This window comes from Pseudophaeobacter sp. (genome assembly GCF_048267565.1).
Lineage (GTDB): Bacteria > Pseudomonadota > Alphaproteobacteria > Rhodobacterales > Rhodobacteraceae > Pseudophaeobacter > Pseudophaeobacter profundi.
On the sequence record NZ_JBLWXG010000002.1, the window covers coordinates 42,524 to 65,587 of the forward strand.

Annotated in this window: 22 protein-coding genes; 13 read left to right on the forward strand and 9 right to left on the reverse strand. The window is 60.8% G+C overall.

The window, feature by feature from the left end:
• The first annotated feature begins 95 nt into the window (after positions 1 to 95).
• The 3 genes from deoC to ACN0VH_RS06640 are packed head-to-tail and all read left to right on the forward strand — an operon-like array spanning position 96 to position 3,683.
• On the forward strand, positions 96 to 1,085 hold the full coding sequence (gene deoC / locus ACN0VH_RS06630) for a deoxyribose-phosphate aldolase (protein WP_278922306.1): 990 nt from the start codon (positions 96 to 98) through the stop codon (positions 1,083 to 1,085).
• 4 nt (positions 1,086 to 1,089) lie between these two features.
• Positions 1,090 to 1,347, forward strand: coding sequence for a DUF1272 domain-containing protein (locus ACN0VH_RS06635; protein WP_278922305.1), 258 nt, complete (start codon positions 1,090 to 1,092; stop codon positions 1,345 to 1,347).
• Positions 1,344 to 3,683 carry an aldehyde dehydrogenase family protein gene (locus ACN0VH_RS06640; protein ID WP_417700057.1) on the forward strand — a complete coding sequence of 780 codons (2,340 nt, stop codon included), beginning with the start codon at positions 1,344 to 1,346 and terminating at the stop codon, positions 3,681 to 3,683. The genes ACN0VH_RS06635 and ACN0VH_RS06640 overlap by 4 nt, the downstream gene beginning before the upstream one ends.
• A gap of 90 nt (positions 3,684 to 3,773) precedes the next feature.
• On the opposite strand, the gene ACN0VH_RS06645 is transcribed toward ACN0VH_RS06640, so the two are convergent.
• From ACN0VH_RS06645 to ACN0VH_RS06675, 7 genes are all read right to left on the reverse strand, one after another.
• Positions 3,774 to 5,105, reverse strand: coding sequence for a M16 family metallopeptidase (locus tag ACN0VH_RS06645; RefSeq protein WP_278922303.1), 1,332 nt, complete (start codon positions 5,103 to 5,105; stop codon positions 3,774 to 3,776).
• Complete coding sequence (locus tag ACN0VH_RS06650; protein ID WP_278922302.1) at positions 5,105 to 6,493, reverse strand: M16 family metallopeptidase; 1,389 nt, start codon at positions 6,491 to 6,493, stop codon at positions 5,105 to 5,107. The genes ACN0VH_RS06645 and ACN0VH_RS06650 overlap by 1 nt, the downstream gene beginning before the upstream one ends.
• Before the next feature lie 362 nt (positions 6,494 to 6,855).
• Positions 6,856 to 7,377 (reverse strand): DUF3035 domain-containing protein, encoded by a 522-nt coding sequence (locus ACN0VH_RS06655; protein WP_417700060.1) that lies wholly within the window; start codon positions 7,375 to 7,377, stop codon positions 6,856 to 6,858.
• Between the two features lie 55 nt (positions 7,378 to 7,432).
• A complete protein-coding gene (gene lspA, locus ACN0VH_RS06660) occupies positions 7,433 to 7,918 on the reverse strand; it encodes a signal peptidase II (protein ID WP_278922300.1) in 486 nt (161 codons plus the stop codon).
• 18 nt (positions 7,919 to 7,936) lie between these two features.
• Positions 7,937 to 9,526 (reverse strand): bifunctional phosphoribosylaminoimidazolecarboxamide formyltransferase/IMP cyclohydrolase, encoded by a 1,590-nt coding sequence (gene purH / locus ACN0VH_RS06665; RefSeq protein WP_278922299.1) that lies wholly within the window; start codon positions 9,524 to 9,526, stop codon positions 7,937 to 7,939.
• Between the two features lie 34 nt (positions 9,527 to 9,560).
• A complete protein-coding gene (locus ACN0VH_RS06670) occupies positions 9,561 to 11,315 on the reverse strand; it encodes a heparinase II/III family protein (RefSeq protein ID WP_278922298.1) in 1,755 nt (584 codons plus the stop codon).
• Between the two features lie 103 nt (positions 11,316 to 11,418).
• The gene (locus tag ACN0VH_RS06675; protein ID WP_417700062.1) at positions 11,419 to 12,681 is read right to left on the reverse strand and encodes an RsmB/NOP family class I SAM-dependent RNA methyltransferase; all 1,263 of its coding nucleotides are present in this window, start codon (positions 12,679 to 12,681) and stop codon (positions 11,419 to 11,421) included.
• A 115-nt stretch (positions 12,682 to 12,796) separates the two neighbouring features.
• Between ACN0VH_RS06675 and ACN0VH_RS06680 the strand changes: the two genes are divergently transcribed.
• The gene (locus ACN0VH_RS06680; protein WP_278922296.1) at positions 12,797 to 13,024 is read left to right on the forward strand and encodes a DUF1674 domain-containing protein; all 228 of its coding nucleotides are present in this window, start codon (positions 12,797 to 12,799) and stop codon (positions 13,022 to 13,024) included.
• Between the two features lie 122 nt (positions 13,025 to 13,146).
• Here ACN0VH_RS06680 and dapB read toward each other — a convergent pair whose 3' ends face one another.
• Positions 13,147 to 13,956: a 4-hydroxy-tetrahydrodipicolinate reductase gene (gene dapB, locus ACN0VH_RS06685; protein WP_278922295.1), complete on the reverse strand. Its 810-nt coding sequence runs from the start codon at positions 13,954 to 13,956 to the stop codon at positions 13,147 to 13,149.
• Between the two features lie 103 nt (positions 13,957 to 14,059).
• Between dapB and rbfA the strand changes: the two genes are divergently transcribed.
• From rbfA to ACN0VH_RS06720, 7 genes are all read left to right on the forward strand, one after another.
• Positions 14,060 to 14,455, forward strand: coding sequence for a 30S ribosome-binding factor RbfA (gene rbfA / locus ACN0VH_RS06690; RefSeq protein ID WP_278922294.1), 396 nt, complete (start codon positions 14,060 to 14,062; stop codon positions 14,453 to 14,455).
• Positions 14,456 to 14,544: 89 nt separating this feature from the next.
• Positions 14,545 to 15,252: a phosphodiester glycosidase family protein gene (locus tag ACN0VH_RS06695; protein ID WP_278922358.1), complete on the forward strand. Its 708-nt coding sequence runs from the start codon at positions 14,545 to 14,547 to the stop codon at positions 15,250 to 15,252.
• A gap of 128 nt (positions 15,253 to 15,380) precedes the next feature.
• Positions 15,381 to 16,295 (forward strand): tRNA pseudouridine(55) synthase TruB, encoded by a 915-nt coding sequence (gene truB / locus ACN0VH_RS06700; RefSeq protein ID WP_278922293.1) that lies wholly within the window; start codon positions 15,381 to 15,383, stop codon positions 16,293 to 16,295.
• 70 nt (positions 16,296 to 16,365) lie between these two features.
• Positions 16,366 to 16,872: a DUF1643 domain-containing protein gene (locus ACN0VH_RS06705; protein ID WP_417700064.1), complete on the forward strand. Its 507-nt coding sequence runs from the start codon at positions 16,366 to 16,368 to the stop codon at positions 16,870 to 16,872.
• A gap of 176 nt (positions 16,873 to 17,048) precedes the next feature.
• Positions 17,049 to 18,146 (forward strand): calcium-binding protein, encoded by a 1,098-nt coding sequence (locus ACN0VH_RS06710; RefSeq protein ID WP_417700065.1) that lies wholly within the window; start codon positions 17,049 to 17,051, stop codon positions 18,144 to 18,146.
• Positions 18,147 to 18,316: 170 nt separating this feature from the next.
• The gene (rpsO, locus tag ACN0VH_RS06715; protein WP_278922290.1) at positions 18,317 to 18,586 is read left to right on the forward strand and encodes a 30S ribosomal protein S15; all 270 of its coding nucleotides are present in this window, start codon (positions 18,317 to 18,319) and stop codon (positions 18,584 to 18,586) included.
• A gap of 136 nt (positions 18,587 to 18,722) precedes the next feature.
• Positions 18,723 to 19,022, forward strand: coding sequence for a DUF6525 family protein (locus ACN0VH_RS06720; protein ID WP_278922289.1), 300 nt, complete (start codon positions 18,723 to 18,725; stop codon positions 19,020 to 19,022).
• A 259-nt stretch (positions 19,023 to 19,281) separates the two neighbouring features.
• Here the strand turns inward: ACN0VH_RS06720 and ACN0VH_RS06725 are convergent, their stop codons facing one another.
• Entirely contained in the window at positions 19,282 to 19,710 is a 429-nt protein-coding gene (locus ACN0VH_RS06725; RefSeq protein WP_278922288.1) for a PACE efflux transporter, read from the reverse strand.
• A 309-nt stretch (positions 19,711 to 20,019) separates the two neighbouring features.
• Between ACN0VH_RS06725 and pnp the strand changes: the two genes are divergently transcribed.
• Both pnp and ACN0VH_RS06735 read left to right on the forward strand, forming a co-directional pair.
• A complete protein-coding gene (gene pnp, locus ACN0VH_RS06730) occupies positions 20,020 to 22,152 on the forward strand; it encodes a polyribonucleotide nucleotidyltransferase (protein WP_278922287.1) in 2,133 nt (710 codons plus the stop codon).
• A gap of 180 nt (positions 22,153 to 22,332) precedes the next feature.
• On the forward strand, positions 22,333 to 23,046 hold the full coding sequence (locus ACN0VH_RS06735) for a glycosyltransferase family 25 protein (protein WP_417700066.1): 714 nt from the start codon (positions 22,333 to 22,335) through the stop codon (positions 23,044 to 23,046).
• Positions 23,047 to 23,064 lie beyond the last annotated feature (18 nt).

The following is a 23,064-nucleotide window of genomic DNA, read 5'->3' on the forward strand; positions in this document are numbered from 1 at the left end:
AATAGAGTAAAATACCAACAGCCCAGCCCCGGCTTGCTTGCCAAGATGCCGCACCCGTGCGACTTTTGCGCGGAACTCTGTTGAGGATCCCCGGAATGGAAAGCCAAACCTTGGAACACACGACCCCGCTGGCCCTGGCCCAGGAACCGCGCAACCCCGGTATGGCGCTTGACCTTGATTGGGTCGCCAGCGTGCAGGCCAATACATCTGCAATTGAACGCCGCTGCGCCACGTTGCCCGCACGGCGCAGCGTGAAAAAGGACTATCAGGCTGCCTGGTTGCTGAAAGCGATCACCTGCATCGACCTGACCACCCTGTCCGGGGATGACACCGACGACCGGGTGCGCCGTCTTTGTGCCAAGGCCCGTCAACCGCTGCGTCCCGATCTGTTGCAGGCCCTGAACATGGGGCCGATCACCACCGGCGCGATCTGTGTCTACCATGACATGATCCCGGCCGCAGTGACCGCGCTGGAGGGCACCAACATTCCCGTCGCCGCAGTGTCCACCGGGTTTCCCGCCGGGCTGTCGCCCTTTCACCTGCGCCTTGCCGAGATCACCGAAAGCGTCAAGGCAGGTGCCCGTGAAATCGACATCGTGATTTCGCGCCGTCACGTGCTGTCGGGTAACTGGCAGGCGCTTTATGATGAAATGCAGGCCTTTCGCATGGCCTGCGGTGAGGCCCATGTAAAGGCGATCCTGGCCACCGGAGAGCTGGGATCGCTGCGCAACGTGGCGCGGGCCTCATTGATCTGCATGATGGCGGGGGCCGATTTCATCAAGACCTCAACCGGCAAGGAAAGCGTCAACGCCACCCTACCCGTCAGCCTGGTGATGATCCGCGCCATCCGCGACTATTACCACCGCACCGGTTTCCGGGTTGGCTACAAGCCGGCCGGCGGTATCTCCAAGGCAAAAGACGCGCTGGTCTATCTGTCCCTGATCAAGGAAGAACTTGGAAATCACTGGCTTCAGCCGGATCTGTTCCGCTTTGGCGCGTCATCGCTGTTGAATGACATCGAGCGCCAATTGGAACATCATGTCACCGGGGCCTATTCGGCCAGCTACCGCCATGCGCTGGCCTGATCAGATGCTGCAGTTGAGACCAAATTGTGAATGTTGCGATCGCGATCTGCCACCGCGCAGCCCAGAGGCCCGGATCTGCACCTTTGAATGCACCTTCTGCGCCGATTGCGCCGACAACATCCTCAAAGGGACCTGCCCCAACTGCGGCGGCAATCTGGTGCCGCGCCCCCTTCGTCCCGCAGCTGCACTGCTGCGCCATCCTGCCTCCACCCAACGGGTGCTGAACCCCCAGGGCTGCACGGCAAAGGAACCGATACAATGAGCATCAAAGAGATTTTTGAGACCATGGATTATGGCCCTGCCCCCGAAAGCGCCGCCGAGGCTCTGGCCTGGCTGGTTGACCAAGGCGACCGCTTTGGCCATTTCATCAATGGCAGCTTTACCGCGCCCGGCGATGGCTTCAACAGCCGCAACCCCGCAACGGGCGAGGTTCTGGCGACCCTCAGCCAGGCGAGCCAGGCCGATGTCGATGCCGCCACCGCTGCGGCGCGCAATGCCCAGCCCGGTTGGGAAAAACTTGGCGGGCCGGGACGGGCGCGGTTTCTCTATGCCATTGCCCGGCTTTTGCAGAAACACGCGCGCCTGTTTGCGGTGCTGGAAACCATGGACAACGGCAAGCCGATCCGCGAAAGCCGCGATATCGACATTCCCCTGGCGCAGCGCCATTTCTACTATCACGCGGGCATGGCCCAACTGATGGAGGCTGAGCTGCCGGGAGCCCAGGCACTTGGGGTCTGTGGCCAGATCATCCCCTGGAATTTCCCGCTGTTGATGCTGGCCTGGAAGGTCGCGCCGGCGCTGGCCATGGGGAATACCGTGGTGCTGAAACCGGCGGAATATACCTCGCTTACCGCGCTGCTGTTTGCCGATATCTGCCAGCAAGCCGGGCTGCCCAAAGGCGTGGTCAACATTGTCACCGGCGATGGCGCCGTGGGCGAAATGATCGTGGCTGCTGATGTGGACAAGATCGCCTTTACCGGGTCGACTTCGGTTGGGCGGCGCATCCGCGAAGCCACTGCCGGCTCTGGCAAGGCACTGACGCTCGAACTGGGCGGCAAATCCCCCTATATCGTGTTTGACGATGCTGATCTGGACTCTGCGGTCGAAGGGTTGGTGGATGCCATCTGGTTCAATCAGGGCCAGGTCTGCTGTGCCGGATCGCGCCTCTTGGTGCAGGAAGGCATTGCCGATCAGTTCTACACCCGGCTCAAGGCGCGCATGGACAAGCTGCGCCTGGGCAGCCCGCTGGATAAATCCATCGACATCGGCGCCGTGGTTGACCCGGTGCAACTGCAAACCATCAGCGCACTGGTCACGGCCAATCAGGCCGGCGAAACCTATCAACCTGCCCTGCCCCTGCCAAGCGAGGGCTGCTTTTTCCCACCAACGCTGATCCAGGGACTCGCGCCATCGGATCCGCTGATGCAGGAAGAAATCTTTGGCCCGGTCCTGGTTTCTTGCACCTTTCGCACCCCAGCCGAGGCCGTAGAACTGGCCAATAACAGCCGCTATGGGCTTGCCGCCACCGTCTGGAGCGAAAACATAAACCTGGCGCTGGATCTTGCCCCCAAGCTGGTCGCCGGGGTGGTCTGGATCAATGGCACCAATATGTTTGACGCCGCCGCCGGCTTTGGCGGGGTCCGCGAAAGCGGCTTTGGCCGGGAAGGCGGCTGGGAAGGCCTGAGCGCCTATACCCGCCCCAGGGACAAACCCAAGGCGCGCAAATCCCTTGCCGCCTTTGCAGGCAAACAGCCAGGCGGCAGCACCGATCCGGTGGACCGCACCGCCAAGATGTATATCGGCGGCAAACAGGCCCGTCCCGACAGCGGTTATTCCAAAGCCATCTACGCCCCCAATGGCAAGCTGATCGGCCATGTGGGACAGGCCGGGCGCAAAGACATCCGCAACGCTGTGGAGGCCGCAGCCTCTGCCAAGGCCTGGTCCAGGACCACTGGCCATCTTCGGGCGCAGATCCTGTACTATGTCGGCGAAAACCTGTCCGCCCGCGCCGCCGAATTTGCCCATCGCATTGATGCAATGACAGGCAAGAAAACCGGCGCGAAAGAGGTCGAAACCGCGGTTGATCGCCTGTTCATCGCCGCCGCCTGGGCTGACAAGTATGATGGTCAGGTGCATGGCGTGCCAATGCGCGCCGTGGCCCTGGCGATGAAAGAACCGGTTGGCGTGATCGGCGCGCTCTGCCCGGATGAGGCACCGCTGCTGGGGCTGGTGTCGCTGATGGCGCCGGCGCTGGCCATGGGCAACCGGGTGGTGCTGGCCGCTTCAACCCCGTTCCCGCTGGCTGCAACCGATTTCTTTCAGGTGCTGGAAACATCCGATGTCCCGGCAGGGGTGGTCAATATCCTGACCGGCGATGCCGAAGCGCTGGCCGAACCACTGGCTGCGCATATGAATGTCGATGCGGTCTGGAGCTTTGCCTCGGCAGATCTGGACAGCACGATTGAGCAGGCCTCGGCGCTGAACCTGAAACGAACCTGGGTCCCCCAGGGGGCCATTGACTGGAGTCAGGACCACAGCCGCACCGTGCTGCAGCAATCCACCGAGGTGAAAAACATCTGGGTGCCCTACGGCGAGTAAGGCCAGACCAGGCAGAACACAGAAAAGGCCGGGGAATTTCCCCGGCCTTTCTTGTTGCATGCGTCCGCTAAAGATCTGCGCCAGATGGGATCAGTTGATTGTCTCGGCCAAACCAACGGGGCGGCCCACAACGATAAATTGCAGCTCCTGCGGGCGCAGAACCTCTGCGGCAACGCGGTTGAGCTCCTCTAGTGTCACCGCGTTGATCTTGTCATTGCGGGTCCGCACATAGTCGATCGGCAGGTCATCCATCTGCATCCCCACCAGGATCGATGCAATCTGGCCATTGCCATCAAAGCGCAGCGGATAGGCCCCGGTCAGATAGGTCTTGGCATCTTGCAGCTCTTTCTCGGTGACGCCATCGCTGGCAAGGCGCTGCCATTCAGCCTGAATCACCTCGACCGCTTCGGCCATCTTGCTGTTGGCCGATCCCAGCTGCCCCATGTAGGTCGCCGCAAGATCCTGCGGCACCAGATAGGAATAGACACCATAGGTCAGCCCGCGTTTTGCCCGTACCTCTTTCATCAGGCGGCTGTCAAACGACCCGCCGCCCAGAATTTGGTTCATGATATAGGCGGCAAAGAACCTGGGATCATCGCGTTCAATCCCCTGATGGCCAAACAGCGCCACCGATTGCGGTGTGTCATAGTCAACGATGCTGACCCCCCCGGGAATGGTCACCTCGGCTGGCCCCGGCAGCGCCGCCCCGGCGGCGGGCAGATCGCCCAACAGCCGATCCAGCAGTAGCCCCAGATCTTCGGGGGTGATGTCCCCCACCGCACTGACATAGAGCCGGTCTTTGGCAAAGATGGCATCATGCGCAGCAAAGATATCCTGCCGCGTCAGCTCCGAAACGCTCTCGATGCTGCCCTTTCCGGAACTGCCATAGGGGTGGTCGCCATAGGCCATGGCGGCAAAGGCCTGGCTGGCGATCTTGTTGGGGTCCTTCAGATCAGACCGCAGCCCGGCAAGCACCTGTGCTCGAACCCGGTCCAATGCATCCTGATCAAAGCGTGGCTGCTGCAGGGTTTGCTGCAGCAGGGCAATTGCCGCATCGCGATTTTCGCTCAGAAAGCGGGCCGAGATCGACAGGCTGTCACGGTCGGCATCATAGCCAAAACTGGCTGCCAGATTTTCAACCGCGCGGGTATAGTCCTGCGCCCGCATGTCACCGGATCCTTCCTCCAGAAGGCCAGCCATCAGATAGGTCGCCCCCCGTTTGCCCGGCGCATCCAGCGAGGTGCCGCCGCGAAAGCGCAGCTCTAGCGCGGTAAAGGGGATCGAATGGTCCTCGACCAGCCAGGCAGTGATGCCACCGGGTGAAGTGACTTCTTCTATCTTGATTTCCGCCTGCGCCGGCAGCGCCAGCGCTGCGATCCCGGCCCAGAAAAACAGAGCCGTCTTTATCACTGTAAGGCGCATCACTTGCCCTCCTCCTGCCGCATCATCCACCCCGTCACCGAGGCCTCAGGACGAAGCAAATCCTGCGCCGCAGCGATGATTTCATCCGCGGTAATCGATTGCAAAACCTTTGGCCAATCCTGCACATCCGCAATCGTCAGCCCCGAGGTCAGCGCCCGGCCATAACGATTGGCGATGCCATCGACATTATCGCGCGCATAGATTTCCGAAGCCCGCAATTGCAGTTTGATCCGCTCTAGCTGCTCCATATCCACGCCTTTGGCCATGAATTCGGCCAGGGTGGCATCCAATGCATCCTCGGCCTCTTGCAGGGTGACCCCTTCGGCTGGAACCACCAGAAAATCAAAGCTGGTCGCATCCAGCGAAACGCCTGAATAAAACGCACCCGTGTAGACCGCGACCTGCTGATCAAACTGCAGCGCGTTGGCCAGATATGATGTCGTCCCCCCGCCCAGCAGTTCGGCCAGAAGATACAGCGCCGCGGCCTTTTCCTGTGCGCCCGCATCGCGTTCCGGCGCCAGATAAGAGCGCTGGACATAGGGCTGGGCGACGCGAGGGTCACGGTAGATCAGGCGACGCTCTGCGTTTTGCGGCGGCTCTTTGCTGCGCGCCCGAACCTGCGGCAGATCTGGATTTGCAGGGATCGCGCCATAATAGGTCTCGGCCAAGGATTTCACCTCTTCCGGATCCACATCACCCGACACCACCAGAATGGCATTATTTGGCGCGTAATAGGTGCCGTAAAAGGACAGCGCATCGGCCATGTCCAGCTCTTCCATCTCGTGACGCCAGCCGATCACCGGCTGCCCGTAGCGATGGTTCAGATATTGCGCAGCGTTCAGCTGTTCAGAAAACAAAGCGCGAGGGCTGTTATCCGTGCGCTGGTTGCGCTCTTCCAGGATCACTTCGCGTTCGGTAACAATATCCTCTTCGGCAAGGCGCAGATTGACCATCCGGTCGCTTTCCATCTGCATCATCAGTTCCAGCCGATCCGAAGCAACCCGCTGAAAATAAGCTGTGTAATCATAACTGGTGAAGGCATTGTCGCGCCCACCATTGGCCGCCACGGTCGCCGAAAGTTCGCCGGGGGCAAGGGTATCTGTGCCCTTGAACAGCAAATGTTCCAGAAAATGCGCAACCCCGGACTGACCAATAGGTTCATCAGCAGAACCCGCCCGGTACCAGACCATATGCTGCACCACGGGCACCCGGTGATCTTCGACCACGACAACCTGCATGCCATTGTCCAACGAAAAACTTGTGACCGGGTCTTCGGCCTTTGTGACCGTCGCGGGCGTTTCAGCCAGAGCGCCGCTGCCGACTCCGATCATGCTGCCTGTCAGGCTGATGCTCAGCATGGTCGCCGCCAAGGTAATCCTTGGGATCATTTGGCATTCTCCTCATTATCGAGACCAGGGCTGCAGACCGCAGCGCGGGCCTATATCGGGCGTTGATGTATCAGTGGGGCAAGTGGGTCGCTTCAAACCATGGTGCCAGTCAGATGAACCGGGCAGGCTGCCTGCGGCCCCGGATCAGTTTCGATCTAGCCGCGCTGGATCTGGCCTGCCATCTGACGGGTATCATGGTTGGAATAGCGCAACCCGCTCATCCGCGCTTAACCTACCCCCTTGAGGCGCAAGCGCAAGTATCACTATCGCAAAGGTGATCGCTGGCCGCACAGCCACCGCAGCCGGTCGCACCTGCCCAAAGCGGCGGCAGGCAACAAGACAAGGTGATCAGGCTGTGGCCGCTATTCTTCACTCACAGGTGGCGCAGAGGGTGTGCCAGCCCCGGCCCGGCGAAAGGCCTCATTGGCGGCAAAGGGGTCAAGCGTCTCTTTGGCGTAGATCTGTTCGTAGCGGTCAACCGGCGCGATCTTGATACGTCCGCCGCGCCGTCTGCGTTTGAGGAAAGCGGCATCTTCTGCAGCCAGGGCCTGGCGCACATTCGGCGACACGCCATACCGGCTAGACGCGGTGACAAGGCCGGCATCGCTGGCTGGAACACCTGATCCCGGCACCAGCGCCGAGGGCTTGCCGCCCAGGGCCGCCACGGCATCGGCCTGCGGATTGGTATCCGTGCGATTGGTGCCACCCGGCGTTGGCTGCGGCAACGCGGCATAGTCAGCCGGCGCGCTCAGCGGTTTTGGCGGCAGCACCAGAAATTCATCTGGTCCGGGGCCGGTGCTGCGAATGTCGCGCAACGATTTTTGTCCGCAGCCTGTTACAGCCACGGCACAGATCAGACCGATAATTGCCAGAGGAATTCGCATTTCCCCAATACTCCCGCCAGTTTCAACGCGGTTTTAGCCTATTTCCCGGGGGAGGTCACGCAGGCTTTTTGCTGCGTCCCTCAAACAGGATCAAACCAGCCGCCCCAGCAAAAATGAACACGTCTGCCAGATTGAACACATAGGGGTTGTTGACCCCGCAGCAGGACATATTGAGAAAATCGAGCACATAACCATAGAGCAGGCGATCCGCGACATTGCCAAGGGCCCCGCCGATCACCAGCCCGGCGGAAACATGCATCAGCGCGCCCTTGTCGCGGCCTCGCCCAACCCAAAGCACAAGCGCCAGACAAATCGCCAGCGACAGGCCAATCAACACCCAGCGCGCCGTATCGACATCGCTGTCAAACAGGCCAAAATTGATGCCAGTGTTTTCCCCATAGCGAAAATTCAGCAGGGGCGGCAGCACATCTATGCTCAGACGCCGGGACAGGCCCATCCAGTGGATGACCAGATATTTACTAGCCTGGTCCACCAGAAAGGCCCAGAAGGCGCCCCAAAAAATCAAACGTGCTGCTGCCATTTTTTTCTCGTGTCTTGTTTAGTGGCGGAAGTGGCGCATGCCGGTAAAGACCATGGCAATGCCCTGCGCGTTGGCAGCGGCGATCACCTCGTCGTCACGCATGGAACCGCCCGGCTGGATCACGCAGGTTGCGCCTGCTGCTGCTGCTTCCAGCAGACCATCAGCAAAGGGAAAGAACGCATCAGATGCCACAGCCGATCCCTTGGCCAGGCTTTCGTCCAGACCCAGTTCATCCGCCATGCGCTGCGCCTTGGAAGCCGCAACATTGGCGCTATCCAGGCGGCTCATCTGGCCGGCCCCAACGCCAACGGTGGCATTGCCTTTGACATAGACGATGGCGTTGGATTTCACGTGTTTGGCGACTTTCCAGGCGAACAGAAGGTCCTGCATTTGCTCTTCGGTGGGGGCTTTTTCCGTCACCACTTTCAGGTCATCCATGCCAACGTAGCCCACGTCTTTGTCCTGCACCAGAACACCGCCGCCCACCTGTTTATAAGCGGTGATGGCAGCGCGTGTATCCGGCAGACCATCAGTCAACAGCAGGCGCAGGTTTTTCTTGGCGGCAAAGATCGCCTTGGCCTCGTCCGAAGCGCCGGGGGCAATCACCACCTCAGTGAAGATCTCGACAATCTTGGTGGCTGTTTCCGCATCCAGCGGCTGGTTCAGCGCCACGATGCCACCAAAGGCAGAGGTGCGGTCACAATCAAAGGCCTTTTGATAGGCTTCAACCAGGCTCGCCCCCTTGGCAACGCCGCAAGGGTTGGCGTGCTTGATGATCGCCACCGCAGCTGTTTCAGCCGGATCAAATTCCGCCACCAGTTCATAGGCGGCATCCGTGTCATTGATATTATTGTAGGACAGCTCCTTGCCCTGCAGCTGCAGCGCCGTGGCGACACCGGGGCGATCGGTGCCATCGGTGTAGAAAGCTGCTTTCTGGTGGCTGTTCTCACCATAGCGCAGGGTCTGCTTCAGCTCACCGGCAAAGGCACGGCGGCGCGGGGCTTCCAGCTCTAGCGCGGCGGCCAGCCAGGTGGATACGGCAGCATCATAGGCAGCGGTGCGGGCATAGGCGATCTGGGCCAGCTTGCGGCGGAAATCAGGTGCGGTGGTGCCACCGTTCTGATCCATGTCGGCCAGCAGCGCCTCATAATCGGCGACATCCACAACCACGGTGACATCACCGTGATTCTTGGCGGCGGCGCGAATCATTGCCGGGCCGCCAATATCGATGTTTTCGATGCAGGTATCATAATCGGCACCCTTGGCCACAGTTTCTTCAAACGGGTAAAGGTTCACCACCAAAAGATCGATCGGGCCGATACCATGCTCTTCCATCGCCTTGATGTGATCGGCATTGTCGCGCAGCGCCAGCAGCCCGCCGTGTACCATCGGATGAAGAGTTTTCACCCGCCCATCCATCATTTCAGGAAAGCCTGTGATTTCAGCCACATCCTTGACCTCTAGCCCGGCCTCACGCAGGGTCTTGGCGGAACCGCCGGTGGACAAAAGCTCAACGCCGCGTGCGCTTAGCGCCTTGCCCAGGTCGATAAGACCCGTCTTGTCGGATACGGAAAGCAGGGCGCGGCGAATGGGGGTCTGGTCGGTCATGGCAGGGCGGTCCTTTTCAGGCTCAAGTCTAGGCTCAATCAAAAATCTCGGGCTCATCCCGATTCAGGTCACGCACGGCAATGGCGGTCTCTTGCGCCTTGCTCAGCGTCCACCGGACGCGTGTCGCATACTCGATTGCGCGGCCAGATAAAACGATCTGCTTGGCTGCTCGCGGCTTTAATCGCGTTTTTTCCAGATAAACACTGGGTTCCAGCGTCAATTCACAGTTTCCATCATGGCGGAAGACCCAGATCTCACCGCTTTTCAGCGCCATCGAAACTGCAGCGCCCCCCAGATCCAGCGTCGAATCCACCTCTGGGTGCAGGTGTAGTCGCAACTCAAAGCCAATACCCTGGGTGCCAGAGCGATCCAGCATTTTGGAGAAAACCCGCTTGGCAGGCTCTTCGATGGCCACCAGAAGATCTTCGCCCGACAGGCTGCGGCCATCATCTGACAATTCCAGGGTGCGCGCATGGGTCAGGCCAAAATCACGCAGATAACCGTCATGACCGCCCTGAAAGCGGTTGGCTGTGGTCTCTTCCTCCAGCGCGATCTGCACCTCGGCTGGCCCCTCGACCAGTAGCTCTTGCCCGGTGGTGCGGTCCGCCGGTGCCAGACGCGCGCTGGAATGCCCCGCCAGGCAAAGGGTGGAATGCGACGGGGTGGCCCGCCCTGCACGACGCCATTCCAGGCCAAAGGTCTCTCCCGATCCGCAGTTCACCACCAGGGGACGCCGCCCCGAGGTCAGCTCAAACGCCAGGGTCGAGGCATGGCCATTGCTCGAGGCCGCCCCTTGGGGCGGAACAGCCGCATCGATCACCACCGATGTGCGCCGGGCCGCAAGCCGGGCATAGCCCATCGCCAGACCATCAAGATGCTTGCCGGAAACATGGGCGGCGGCCAGCGCGTGATCCAGCCAACCTTCCAGTCCACGACCGCCGCCGTGAAACCGCGCCAGCCCGCCGTCCGCATGGCGCAACGTCCGCAGTGCCGGGGCAATCCGTTCTATCGCCTTGATCTGCGCTGCAGGCACCGTGCGCCCCGCCTCATGCAGGGCGGCGGCAGCCCAGGTCAGCAGGGTGAAGACCTCCAGCAGTTCTTCGGGGTTGCGGGTTGGCACACCGCCTTCAGCGTCGATCTGGCTTTCACATTCCTGCGCCAGGGCGCGGATGGCCGGATCGGCCAGCTCTTCGCGCCCCTGTAGCGCCAGCCCGGCATAGATCAGCCCTGTAAGCGCCTCAAACCGGGGCAACCCCGGAGAGGCCCCCTGCCAGCGCCGCGACAGGAACCAGGTCTGCTGCGACAGAGACTGATAAAAGGCCTCGCTCTCGGCCCGGTCCTTGCCGCTGAGCAAAAACAATGCGTGGTTGATCCAGCGGATAACCCGCCGCCCGGTCAGATCCGGCGACCATGACAGGGCCGCGCCAAACCCGGCCGCAGCGCCATGGGTTTCGATCCAGCCCCAGACCCATTTCTGGGCCTTCTGCCGCGCCCGGATATCGCCCACCGCTGCCAGATCATCCAGCCAGGCAAACCCCTGACGCTCTGCCTCGAAGGCCGCATCGGGGGCCGTCACATCCCAGAGCCCGGTGGTGTCCGATTCGACCAAAAACCCAGCAAAGAGCAGATTGCCTGCCACCAGCTGCCGCCCACGGGCAAAACTGCCGATGGTGCGCGGCTCGGGGCGTGACACAAACCCGCTGGCGGCTGGCTGCTTGCGGGCGCGCCAGGCATATAACCTATTCATGATCCGGGTCCCACGACCCGCCACTCTATCGTATCTGGACATGCTCTCTGCCTCACGCCTTTTGCTTTGAAGTTCTGGCGTTTTGGCAAAAGACTAGCGGTGTTGCTGTCTCAAGTCACCGAAGAATGCACAGGCGGGGTATCGATCAGGCAGATTTGCGCAAAAGCGCCATGTAAAACCCATCCATGCCACCCTGATCCCGCCAGTAATCCGGGCGCAGACGCAGGCCGCCTTCTTCAGTGATCCAGGCCGGATCAATTCCCAGCGACGCCAGCACGCTGCTGTCGGCGGACATATCCGGAAAGATCTCCAGCGCCTCTTCGATCTGGCATTCGCCTTCGTCCGGCAGCAGCGAACAGGTGCAAAAGACCAGACGCCCACCGGGTTTGACCAGGCTCCAGGCATGGGAAAGCATCTGCGCCTGCAGCTCTATCAGGGCACCAAAGGCCGCGCCGTCCTTGGCATGTGGCAGATCGGGGTGGCGGCGAATGGTACCGGTGGCAGAACAGGGTGCATCCAGCAATACCGCATCAAACTGCCCCGCCTGTTCCAAGGCATCGCCAACCACCAGATCGGCAGCCAGCCCGGTGCGGGCAAGGTTTTCGCGCAGGCGATCCATCCGCGCAGCAGAGCTATCCACCGCCGTCACCAAGGCACCGCTGGCGGCCATCTGCATGGTCTTGCCACCCGGCGCTGCACAAAGATCAAGCACCCGCTCGCCCTTTTGCGCCTGCAGGATCTGGGCGGGCAGTGCAGCAGCGGCATCCTGCACCCACCAATCCCCGGCCTCATACCCCGGCAGCACCGAAACCTGCCCGGCCTCGGCCAGACGCTGCGACCCCGTCGCCATGCGCTGTCCGCCCAGCGGCGACAAATCCGCACCCGGTTTTCCGGTAATATCCAACGGCGCGCCGGCATAGTGGGCCGCTTCAATCTCAAGCATGGCGGCACTGCCCCAGGCCTGCGCCAGCGGGCTGCGCAGCCATTTCGGCAGGCGCGGCACCCGCAGTTTGGCCCATTCTGCCGGACCCTGATCTGCCACTTTGCGCAGCACCGCATTGACCAGCCCTTTCAGTTGGCCATGGCGGCGGTGCTTGGAGATGATCGCCACCATGTCATTGACCACCCCATGCGCGGCAGCCCCGTGGCACAGTTCAACCGTTCCCAGCCGCAGCGCATTATGCACGGTCAGCGGCGTCGATTTCTTCAGATGCTTTTGCAGCACGCGATCGGCGCGTTCCAGGCTGCGCAGGGTCTGCAGGGTCAGGCGCTGGGTACGGGCACGATCTTCCGGCGTCAGCCGCTCCAGCGCGCCAGCGGCATAACATTCTGCCAACAACCGGCCCTCGCCCAGAACCTGATCCAGAAGGTAGATCACCGTACGGCGGGCCTGGGTTCCATCGGACATTGCTGCTCTCCTTCGCATGGGGGCGCGCCTTGCTGGCCATAGCATCAGCGCGTCGGGTGGCTTGTCCCCACCAAGGAGGGGCGTATACCATGGCCGCAGCATAAAGGAACCCGCGATGAGCGACGAGACCCAGACCCCGCAACAAAGCGCAGCCCCACAGGATGCAGAGAGCACACAGCCAACCCTGCCCCCTGCCGCCCAGCGCGCCCTGGCCGAAGCCGCACAGCGCCGCAAAGAGGCCGAGGCCAAGGCAAAACCACCCGTGGAACTCGGCGGACGTGACGGGCTGGACCCGGCCCGGTATGGCGACTGGGAGAAAAAGGGCATCGCCATCGATTTTTAGCGCATGCAACGCCAATGTAGGAACCGGCTTTGCGCGCCTGGAACTGGCTAATAACTCAGTGAGAGCCAGTCGCGCCAATGCCAATGATCGCAACTGGCCCTTGGATGGCCGACTGATGCGGCTTACAGCCCAAGCACATCCAGCATGTCGTATTCCCCCGGCGCCTGCCCCTGCCCCCAAAGCGCCGCCTTCAGCGCGCCACGGGCGAAAATCGCCCGATCCGTCGCCATATGGCGCAGCACGATACGTTCCCCGGCGGCAGCAAAAAGCACGTCATGCTCCCCCACGATATCGCCGCCGCGAATGGCGCTAAAGCCGATGTCACCACGTTTGCGTGCCCCGGTGATGCCATCACGCCCCGAATCAGACACATCCGCCAAGGCAACCCCGCGCCCCTCGGCGGCAGCTTCGCCCAGCATCAGCGCGGTGCCTGAGGGGGCATCCACCTTGTGATGGTGATGCGCCTCGATCACCTCGATGTCAAAATCCTCATCTAGCGCGGCGGCGACCTTTTTGGTCAGCTGCACCAGCAGGTTGACACCCAGGCTCATATTGCCGGCCCGTACCAGAACCGTCTTGGCGGCGGCAGGTTTCAGCGCCGCAATCTGCGCCTCGGACATGCCCGTGGTGCCAATCACATGCACCGCGCCCGCCTCGGCCGCCATCTTGGAAAAGGCCAATGTGGCCTCCGGAGAAGTGAAATCAATCACTGCCTGCGCCTGCGCAAACACTGCCTGCGGATCATCGCTGACCATCACGCCGATTTCACTGCCACCCATCGCCAGGCCAAGATCCTGACCGACCCAGGGATGACCGCTGCGTTCCACCACGCCGACCAACCGCGCCTTGTCGCTGTCCAGCACCGTCTTGATCAACATCTGCCCCATGCGGCCAGAGGCCCCCGTGATCACGATCCCCGGTGTTTTGGTCATTGCTGTGGTCCTCATTGCTGAATGGGTCGATGTTTTTGCTGGTTTTCTCCTACCTGCTTGGCGATGACTTGGCAAAGGGCAGGTTTCGGCTTAGATCGAAGTTATGGCAAAGAACAAATCTTCTGAGGGGCGCGCCCCCTCCCAACGGCAGCTGCGCGTCGGCGAGCTGATCCGCCGGACCCTGTCCGAAGTGCTGATGCGTGGGGAACTGCACGACCCCGAGCTGAACCGCATGTCCGTGACCGTCGGTGAGGTCCGCGTCACCCCTGATCTGCGCATCGCGACGGCCTATGTGTTGCCGCTGGGCGGCAAGGGGCAAGAGGACCTGCTCAAACTGCTGGCCCGCAACAAGTGGGAGCTACGCACCCTGGCAGGCAAGAAGCTTGGGATGAAATACACCCCAGACCTGCGCTTCCAGCTGGATCTGACCTATGATCAGATGGATGCCACCCGCAAGATGCTGGAACAGGACGCGGTGCGCCGCGATCTCGACGAGTGATCCGCCCGGCCCTGGCAGTGCTAGCCACCCTTTGGGCGGCACCGACACTGGGGGCCGACAGCGGGTCAGACGTGGTAGCGACCGCACAGATCACTGAAGAACAGGCAGCCGCCGAGACAGCTCCGCTGCAGTGCGAAGATATCGCCTATGATGGCAATCGCTATACGCTATGCGAAGTGGATGCCAGCCGGGCGCAGCTCCGGCTGTTTCTGCACGATGAACAAGGTCAGGTTTATGGCCATTTTTCCCGCATCGAAGAGGCGCTCGCTGCAGAAGGCAAGGCCCTCGCCTTTGCGACCAATGCCGGCATGTATCACGCCGATCGCGCGCCGGTCGGGCTCTATGTTGAAGATGGCAAGCAAGAGATGCGGCTGGTGACCAATGCCGGACCGGGCAATTTTGGCCTGCTTCCCAATGGCGTCTTGTGCCTGCGCGAAGGCCGCGCCGATGTGTTTGAATCCCTCGCCTTTCGCGATGCGGCCCCCCGCTGCACCTCGGCGACTCAGTCGGGGCCGATGCTGGTGATTGATGGCGCGCTGCATCCGCGGTTTCTGCCCGACTCTACCTCGTATTATATTCGCAACGGGGTTGGCACCTCGGCGGATGGCCGCCGCGCGGTCTTTGCCATTTCGCGGAATGCGGTGACCTTCCACCAGTTTGGCAGCCTGTTCCGCGACTATTTGAAACTGCCCAATGCGCTGTATTTCGACGGCAATATATCACGCCTGCATGCGCCACAGATCGGCCGCTCTGATGCGGGTTTCATGATGGGGCCGGTGATCGGCGTGGTGGAATAACCCGCCGCCAGACGCCACACCGGTCACCGTCCAGGCTGATCACACCGCCCCAGGACTTTGGACTGTCGAATTGACAGGACAGCATCCCTGGGCTAGGCCGCGTGCCTCACTTGCATTCGGGGAACGACATGGCACGCAAACGCAAAGGGCGCGATATTTCAGGTTGGCTGGTAGTGGATAAACCTGCCGGGCTGACCTCGACCGCTGTCGTCAACAAGGTCCGCTGGGCGCTGGAGGCCAAGAAGGCCGGCCATGCAGGGACGCTCGACCCCGAGGCAACCGGCGTGCTGGCCATTGCCCTGGGCGAGGCCACCAAGACCGTTCCCTATATTACCGACGCGTTGAAGGCCTATACCTTTACCGTGCGGCTGGGCCAGGCCACCAACACCGATGATGCCGAAGGCGAAACCATTGCCAGTAGCGATGCGCGCCCCACGGATGAAGAGATCAAGCAGGCGCTGGGTGCCTTTATCGGCGATATCCAGCAGGTGCCGCCTAAGTTTTCTGCCGTCAAGATCGACGGGCAGCGCGCCTATAAACTGGCCCGCGACGGCGATGATGACTTTGAAATCGCTGCCCGACCGCTTTGGGTGGAAGAACTGGTGCTGGTGGATCGTCCCGATCCCGACCACGTGGTCCTGGAAATGACCTGCGGCAAGGGCGGCTATGTGCGCTCTATCGCGCGGGATCTGGGCGCGGCACTGGGCTGTCATGGCCACGTGAAGGAGCTGCGCCGCATCTGGTCCGGCCCATTTGATGCCGCCGACGGGCTGAAGCTGGACGACATCCTGCGGATGGAACGCACACCAGAGCTGGACAGCTATCTGCGCCCGCTGGAACAGGGGCTGGCCGATCTGCCCGAGCTGAAATGCACCCCGGAAGGTGCGGTGCGCCTGCGCAATGGCAATCCCGGCATGGTGCTGGCGGCAACCGTCGAATACGGCGATGAAGCCTGGGCCTCGTTTGAAGGCAAGGCTGTTGCCGTGGGCATCTACAAGGCAGGCGAATTGCACCCCTCGCGCGTGTTTGTGCAGCCAGAGTGATACATAGCGCCGGACAGATCTGTGCTGCGATGGGCTTGCCTCATCGCTGGCAGGCTGGCAGGACAGCGCCATGATCAGCCGCAGCCATACCAAGGGCGATGCGCCCTCCACCGCTGTCTATTCCGACTGCGAAACCTATCGCTACAGCCTGACCCGCGTTTGGGAACCCACAGGCCAGCGGGTGATGTTTGTGATGCTGAACCCCTCCAAGGCCACTGAGGTACAGAACGACCCCACGATTGAGCGCTGCGAACGTCGCGCCCGCGCCCTGGGGTTTGGCGGCTTTCAAGCCACCAATATCTTTGCCCTGCGCGCCACCGATCCAAAGGTGATGCGCGCCGCCGCTGACCCGGAAGGCCCCGACAATCGAACGGCGATCCTTGCGGGCATGCACTGGGCCGATATGGTAATCTGCGCCTGGGGCACCCATGGGGCGCATCGCGGCCAGGGCGCGATCATCGCCGACCTGCTGCGCGCCAGCGGCAAACCGCTGCATCACCTGGGGCTGAGCAAGCACGGCCACCCCAAGCATCCGCTCTATATTGCCTATTCTCAGGCCCCGCAGCTTTGGAATTGACGTATTTTTAACGGCAGGAATTCGCTGAATTCTCTCCAAGCCGTTGAACTTGCCAGCAAAGCACCCAGGCGCCATGTTCCGCATTTGTTTGGAGACAATTAAGCCGGATATGGCAGACTGACCACGGATCGTCACCCTAGTCTGCGCGACGGTCGCTTTGGTTTTGGAGTGATGCCATGTTGTGGTTTGCAGGTCTTTTGGGGCTTATGGGGATTGGCGGTGCCGCCCTGTTGGATTTTAGCGACGATCAGACCTCAGAGGATCAGGCCGGGGACGATGCTCCGCCGGTTGCCCCTGTAGTTCCTGCCGATGAATTCCTTGATGGCGCAACAGAGGGCGACACCGACAGCGGCACCGACAGCGGGCTGGAACTCTGCGATTTTATTGACAGCAGCAGTGACACAGACAGCGAGAGCAACGGCAGTGGAGATCTGCCATTGTTGGACGGGCCGCAGCTGACAGGGTCTGACCTGGCTGACACCATTGTCGGCAGCGACCTAAACGACCACATCACCGGCCTGGCCGGCAACGACCAGCTGAACGGCTATGCGGGCGACGATTCCATCGAGGGCGGCGCAGGCAATGACAGCCTGCATGGGGCAACAGGGGACGACACGCTGGCGGGGGGCAGCGGCGGTGACACCCTGCACGGAGAATACGGCGATGACGCGCTGCGGGGCGATGCGGGCGACGACGCGCTGTTTGGCCATTTTGGTGCGGACACCCTGACAGGCGACGACGGCAACGATACCGCCCATGGCGGTGCGGACAACGACAGCCTGGACGGCGGGGCCGGCAATGACGCGCTGCATGGCAATGACGGCAATGACACGCTGGCAGGCGGCGACGGTCAGGACAGCTTGTTTGGCGGCAGCGGCGATGATTTTGTGTGGGGTGCCGATGATGGCGATGAGACGGATTACCTCAACGGCGGCGCGGGCGATGACACCCTGGTGGCCGGAGCCGGCGATATCGTAACCGCAGGCGACGGCGCGGATCACATCTGGGCCGAAGATCTGGCAGGCAGCGGCGAGGCTGTTGAATTGATTGATTTTGACAGGTCCGAAGATCAGCTGGTGGTCTTCTGGACCCCGGATAGCGAAGCGGAGCCGCAGATCACAATCGAACCCGATGAAGAGACCCCCGGCCAGCAGATCATCCGGGTAAATGGCACCGAGGTTCTGCGCCTTTCGGGCGGCGAAGGGCTGAGCGTCGCTGACATCGCGCTGATCGACAGCCAATCTGCGATCTCTGCCGGGTTCTTGCCTGGTTAATCTCAGCAGAATGATCGGGGCAAAACATCTTTGCCTTTTCCCGCAATACCGCCTATACGCCCGCATCTGCTCTGCATCTGTCATAGATTCGGGACAGCTCTACTCCATGGGCCTGCGCTGGACGACATCCCGGCCTGTGCCATCCCTCTAACCTTTTTAAGGAGACCCCGATGTCGATTACAGCTGAAGAAAAAGCACGCTTGATGAAAGAATTCGCAACCAAAGAAGGCGACACCGGTTCGCCCGAAGTACAGGTTGCTCTCCTTACCTCGCGCATCAACACCCTGACCGAGCACTTCAAAACCCACAAAAAAGACAACCACGGTCGTCGTGGCCTTTTGAAAATGGTTGCTCTGCGTCGTAAGCTGCTGGACTACACCAAAGGCAAAGATGTGGCCCGTTACCAGGACCTGATCAAACGCCTTGGCATCCGCCGCTAAGAACACCAATCCATTCGGATTATCAACGCCCGCTCTGATTAGAGCGGGCGTTTTTTGTTTGTCGCAGGGCGGCTCGCTTGCATCAAATCGATTCGATCATTAGAAGGTTTCGATATATTATAACATAATAGAATCGATGCCCTCTTCTTCAGCCACCCGCCCATCAAAACGCAACCTTGGTGAAACCAGCGTAAAGCGCCGCAAACGCAGCGAAGACCCCATGCGAGCCTATGACCAATTGCCGCGCGACCTGCGGCTTTGGATTCAGGGCGCCAAGCTGCCCTGGTCGCCTGCCTCTTGCCGCAAAGTCTGGCTAAAGACCAAAGCCAGAGGCGACACTCTGGAACAGGCCCTGGCCAGCCTGGACCGGGCAGAAGCGGCAACTCTGGCACGCAGCGATCGGCCTACACGGATCCCTGGAACAGGGGTGGCTTGATGCCTTTGATCGTTAGTCACGGCGCACCCATTCAAGACACCCGCACCAGACCCTTGCCTCTTCAGCCTTGTGGTCAATGCGGGACAGCAAGTCGATCAAATGATCTACTTGCCGATCCCCGGTGCAAAAAGACAACAGGCTAGTCAGATCAGAAGGGACTGATCCCCCCGAAGACGATCAAGAACAGGGTGTTTTACAGGGCAAATCCCGCGACCCTGCAACGGCTCGCAAGCAGTTTCACCATGGAAAGCGAAGCGCCTTAGTCAAGGCTGGCCTGCGCCGGAATCGGAAACACCAGATCATAGGCCCAGTTGTAAACAAAAGCATAGACAAGATAAAATCCGGCGAACCCAAGGTCCATCACCAGCGCGGCCCAGATCCCGATTTGCAGGTGCCAGGCGATGAAGGGCAACAGCATCGCCAACAGACCAGCCTCAAACAGCAGCGCATGAAGAACCCGCAGGGTCGGCCATTTCTGACTGTGACCAACCCAGTGGATCATGGCGCGGTCAAAGCCAAGATTGAACAGATAGTTCCAGAGTGTGGCCAGGGTCGCCCCGACCAAGGCAATCACGCCAATCGCGTGCATCTCCAGCCCAAAGGCCCAGGCTCCCAGCGGGATGGCCACCAGTAGTCCGATTACTTCAAAACTGATGGCGTGACGAATTCGATCTGCTGTACTGCGCATCTGCGACCCCATATATCTGTGGCCCCAAAGGGCCCAAAACCGGGCCGTCCCGTGTGCTAACCCGCTGCATGCGGGGGAGGTCGTCCTCATCTTTTCAGTAATATATCGCCGCTCTTGCGCGTAGCAAGGCCCGCCCCCTGTGCTTTTCCTTTCTTTTGGCGACATTCTGCTGTAAGGGCGGTTTATCTGAGACACGTGCTTGGCTTCGACACGCGAAATAAAGATGGAAGAAGCCGGCGGCAATGCGGCCGCTACATGCAACGGGAGACCCGGGATCCGCCTGGGAGTGCTCCCATATAGGATGCTGACATGTTCAACGTTACGAAAAAATCGATGCAGTGGGGCGAAGAAACGCTGACACTGGAAACGGGCAAGGTTGCCCGTCAGGCTGATGGCTCGGTCATCGCCACCCTGGGTGAAACAAGCGTTATGGCCAACGTGACTTTTGCCCGCCAGCAAAAGCCTGGCCAGGACTTCTTTCCCCTGACCGTCCACTATCAGGAAAAATACTATGCCGCGGGTAAAGTGCCCGGCGGTTTCTTCAAGCGCGAAGCGCGCCCCACCGAAAAAGAAACACTGACTGCGCGCCTGATCGACCGTCCGATCCGCCCGCTGTTTGTGCCTGGCTTCAAAAACGAAGTCCTGGTGATGTGCACCGTGCTGAGCCACGATCTGGTCAATGACCCGGACATGGTTGCGATGATCGCGGCCTCTGCCGCGTTGACCCTGTCTGGCGCGCCCTTCATGGGTCCAATCGCAGCGGCCCGCGTTGGTTTTGAAGGCGGCGAATACGTCCTCAACCCAACCGTCGACGACATGCAGGACCTGCGCCTGAACCCTGATCAGCGCCTGGATCTGGTTGTTGCCGGCACCAAAGACGCGGTGATGATGGTCGAATCCGAAGCCTATGAGCTGTCGGAAGCTGAAATGCTCGGCGCGGTCAAATTTGCCCATGATGCCATCCAGCCTGTGATCGACCTGATCATCTCGCTGGCGGAAGAAGCAGCAAAAGAGCCCTTCGATTTTGCTGCGCCTGACTATGCCGATCTGTTTGAAGCGGTGAAAGCTGCGGGTGAAACAGAAATGCGCGCCGCCTTTGCGATCAGCGACAAGCAAGAGCGCACCGCCGCTGTTGCCGCCGCACGCGCCACCATCAAAGAATCCCTGACCGAAGAGCAGCTGGACGACGCCAACCTTGGTTCCGCCCTGAAAAAGCTGGAAGCGGGCATTCTGCGTGGCGATGTTGTCAAAACCGGCAAGCGTATCGATGGCCGTGCCACCGATGAGATCCGCGACATCGTTTCCGAAACCGGCCTGCTGCCGCGTACACACGGTTCTGCCCTGTTCACCCGTGGTGAAACCCAGGGTCTGGTTGTGACCACGCTGGGTACCGGCGACGATGAGCAGTTCATCGACGCGCTGCATGGCAACTTCAAATCCAACTTCCTGCTGCACTATAACTTCCCTCCCTATTCGGTTGGTGAAGTTGGTCGTGTGGGCGGCCCCGGCCGTCGTGAAATTGGTCACGGTAAGCTGGCATGGCGCGCGCTTCAGGCGGTTCTGCCTGCGGCAACCGACTTCCCCTACACCATCCGCGTGGTCTCCGAGATCACCGAATCCAACGGCTCCTCCTCGATGGCTTCGGTCTGCGGTGGCTCCTTGTCGATGATGGATGCAGGCGTGCCGCTGAAAGCACCGGTTGCCGGTGTTGCCATGGGTCTGATCCTGGAAGACGACGGTTCCTACGCGATCCTGTCCGACATCCTGGGTGACGAAGATCACCTTGGCGACATGGACTTCAAAGTGGCCGGTACCGAAGCAGGTATCACCTCTTTGCAGATGGACATCAAGATCGCAGGCATCACGCCCGAGATCATGGAAAAAGCCCTGGAGCAGGCCAAAGCTGGCCGTATCCACATCCTGGGCGAGATGAACAAAGCACTGTCCGGTGCTGCGGAATTCTCGGTCCACGCGCCACGCATCGAAACCATGCAGGTGCCCACCGACAAGATCCGTGAAGTCATCGGTTCCGGCGGTAAAGTCATCCGCGAGATCGTCGAAGTTTCCGGCGCCAAGGTTGATATCAATGACGAAGGCATCATCAAGATCGCATCGCCCAACGGCGACTCGATCAAGAAAGCCTACGACATGATCTATTCCATCGTGGCCGAGCCCGAAGAAGGCAAAGTCTACACCGGGAAAGTTGTCAAAATCGTCGACTTCGGCGCCTTTGTGAACTTCTTTGGCAAGCGCGACGGCCTGGTGCACGTCAGCCAGATCGAAAACCGCCGCCTGAACCACCCTTCGGATGTTCTGAAGGAAGGCCAGGAAGTGAAAGTGAAGCTCTTGGGCTTTGACGATCGCGGCAAGGTCCGCCTGTCGATGAAGATGATCGATCAGGAAACCGGAGAAGAGATGGCTCCTGAGAAAAAAGAAGACTGATCCAGCCTTCTGATCTGACCAAACGAAAGGCCCCGGCGTGTTGCGCTGGGGCCTTTTTCATGCCCGTTGCGGCACCAGATCATCCCATGTTTCAAACGGGTACAGATCATCAATGGCAAGCAGGCACCGGGTCTTTGGCAGGAAGCTTTCCCTGGCGCCGGATCTGCGCTAGGTGAAGACATGCATTCGCTGATCATCCATATGCCCGGCAGCAGCAACCGCGCCGCCAATGTCGAACACCTGCTGTTCTCGCTGCCCAACGCCGAGGTGATCGAGGCGGTGAACGGACGCAAGGTGGCTGCGGACCATGCAGAGATGCTGCGCCCCGGCGATCTGCATCAGCCGCCCTACCCCTTTCCCCTCGGTCCCGGCGAAATTGGCTGCTTCCTGTCGCACCGACGCTGCTGGCAGCGCATTGTCGATACCGGCTGGGATTACGCGCTGATTGTCGAGGATGACCTGGCCCTTGATGCAATCGGCTGGGGCCAGGCCTGCGCCCTCATTCACCGCTTTGCGACCCCGGATCGCTTTATCCGCCTGCCCGCCAAACGCCGCGAGGCCCCCGCCACCCAGATCGGCCAGGAAGGCGACAGCAAACTGTTCCTACCCAAGGTGATCGGGCTGCAGACCGTGGCGCAGGTGGTTGGTCGCAGCGCCGCCCAGCGCCTGCTGGCCGCAACCGAGGTGCTGGACCGTCCGGTGGATACCTTTCTGCAGATGCACTGGATCCACCAGCAGCCGATTCACACCATCCTGCCCAACGGCGTTTCCGAACAAACCGAGGCGCTGGGGGGATCCACCATCCAGAAACGAAAATCTGGCAGCAAGCTCAGCCGCGAATTCAAACGCACTCTCTATCGCGCCCAGATTTCATCACGACCACAGAAGAGATAACCTGCCGATTTCGCACAG

What these genes read in the sequence shown, in the direction of transcription:
- deoC (WP_278922306.1), top strand. Translation starts at nt 96, where the DNA reads ATGGAAAGCCAAACCTTGGAACACACGACCCCGCTGGCCCTGGCCCAG.
- ACN0VH_RS06635 (WP_278922305.1), top strand. Translation starts at nt 1,090, where the DNA reads ATGCTGCAGTTGAGACCAAATTGTGAATGTTGCGATCGCGATCTGCCA.
- ACN0VH_RS06640 (WP_417700057.1), top strand. Translation starts at nt 1,344, where the DNA reads ATGAGCATCAAAGAGATTTTTGAGACCATGGATTATGGCCCTGCCCCC.
- ACN0VH_RS06645 (WP_278922303.1), bottom strand. Translation starts at nt 5,105, where the DNA reads ATGCGCCTTACAGTGATAAAGACGGCTCTGTTTTTCTGGGCCGGGATC.
- ACN0VH_RS06650 (WP_278922302.1), bottom strand. Translation starts at nt 6,493, where the DNA reads ATGATCCCAAGGATTACCTTGGCGGCGACCATGCTGAGCATCAGCCTG.
- ACN0VH_RS06655 (WP_417700060.1), bottom strand. Translation starts at nt 7,377, where the DNA reads ATGCGAATTCCTCTGGCAATTATCGGTCTGATCTGTGCCGTGGCTGTA.
- lspA (WP_278922300.1), bottom strand. Translation starts at nt 7,918, where the DNA reads ATGGCAGCAGCACGTTTGATTTTTTGGGGCGCCTTCTGGGCCTTTCTG.
- purH (WP_278922299.1), bottom strand. Translation starts at nt 9,526, where the DNA reads ATGACCGACCAGACCCCCATTCGCCGCGCCCTGCTTTCCGTATCCGAC.
- ACN0VH_RS06670 (WP_278922298.1), bottom strand. Translation starts at nt 11,315, where the DNA reads ATGTCCAGATACGATAGAGTGGCGGGTCGTGGGACCCGGATCATGAAT.
- ACN0VH_RS06675 (WP_417700062.1), bottom strand. Translation starts at nt 12,681, where the DNA reads ATGTCCGATGGAACCCAGGCCCGCCGTACGGTGATCTACCTTCTGGAT.
- ACN0VH_RS06680 (WP_278922296.1), top strand. Translation starts at nt 12,797, where the DNA reads ATGAGCGACGAGACCCAGACCCCGCAACAAAGCGCAGCCCCACAGGAT.
- dapB (WP_278922295.1), bottom strand. Translation starts at nt 13,956, where the DNA reads ATGACCAAAACACCGGGGATCGTGATCACGGGGGCCTCTGGCCGCATG.
- rbfA (WP_278922294.1), top strand. Translation starts at nt 14,060, where the DNA reads ATGGCAAAGAACAAATCTTCTGAGGGGCGCGCCCCCTCCCAACGGCAG.
- truB (WP_278922293.1), top strand. Translation starts at nt 15,381, where the DNA reads ATGGCACGCAAACGCAAAGGGCGCGATATTTCAGGTTGGCTGGTAGTG.
- ACN0VH_RS06705 (WP_417700064.1), top strand. Translation starts at nt 16,366, where the DNA reads ATGATCAGCCGCAGCCATACCAAGGGCGATGCGCCCTCCACCGCTGTC.
- ACN0VH_RS06710 (WP_417700065.1), top strand. Translation starts at nt 17,049, where the DNA reads ATGTTGTGGTTTGCAGGTCTTTTGGGGCTTATGGGGATTGGCGGTGCC.
- rpsO (WP_278922290.1), top strand. Translation starts at nt 18,317, where the DNA reads ATGTCGATTACAGCTGAAGAAAAAGCACGCTTGATGAAAGAATTCGCA.
- ACN0VH_RS06720 (WP_278922289.1), top strand. Translation starts at nt 18,723, where the DNA reads ATGCCCTCTTCTTCAGCCACCCGCCCATCAAAACGCAACCTTGGTGAA.
- ACN0VH_RS06725 (WP_278922288.1), bottom strand. Translation starts at nt 19,710, where the DNA reads ATGCGCAGTACAGCAGATCGAATTCGTCACGCCATCAGTTTTGAAGTA.
- pnp (WP_278922287.1), top strand. Translation starts at nt 20,020, where the DNA reads ATGTTCAACGTTACGAAAAAATCGATGCAGTGGGGCGAAGAAACGCTG.
- ACN0VH_RS06735 (WP_417700066.1), top strand. Translation starts at nt 22,333, where the DNA reads ATGCATTCGCTGATCATCCATATGCCCGGCAGCAGCAACCGCGCCGCC.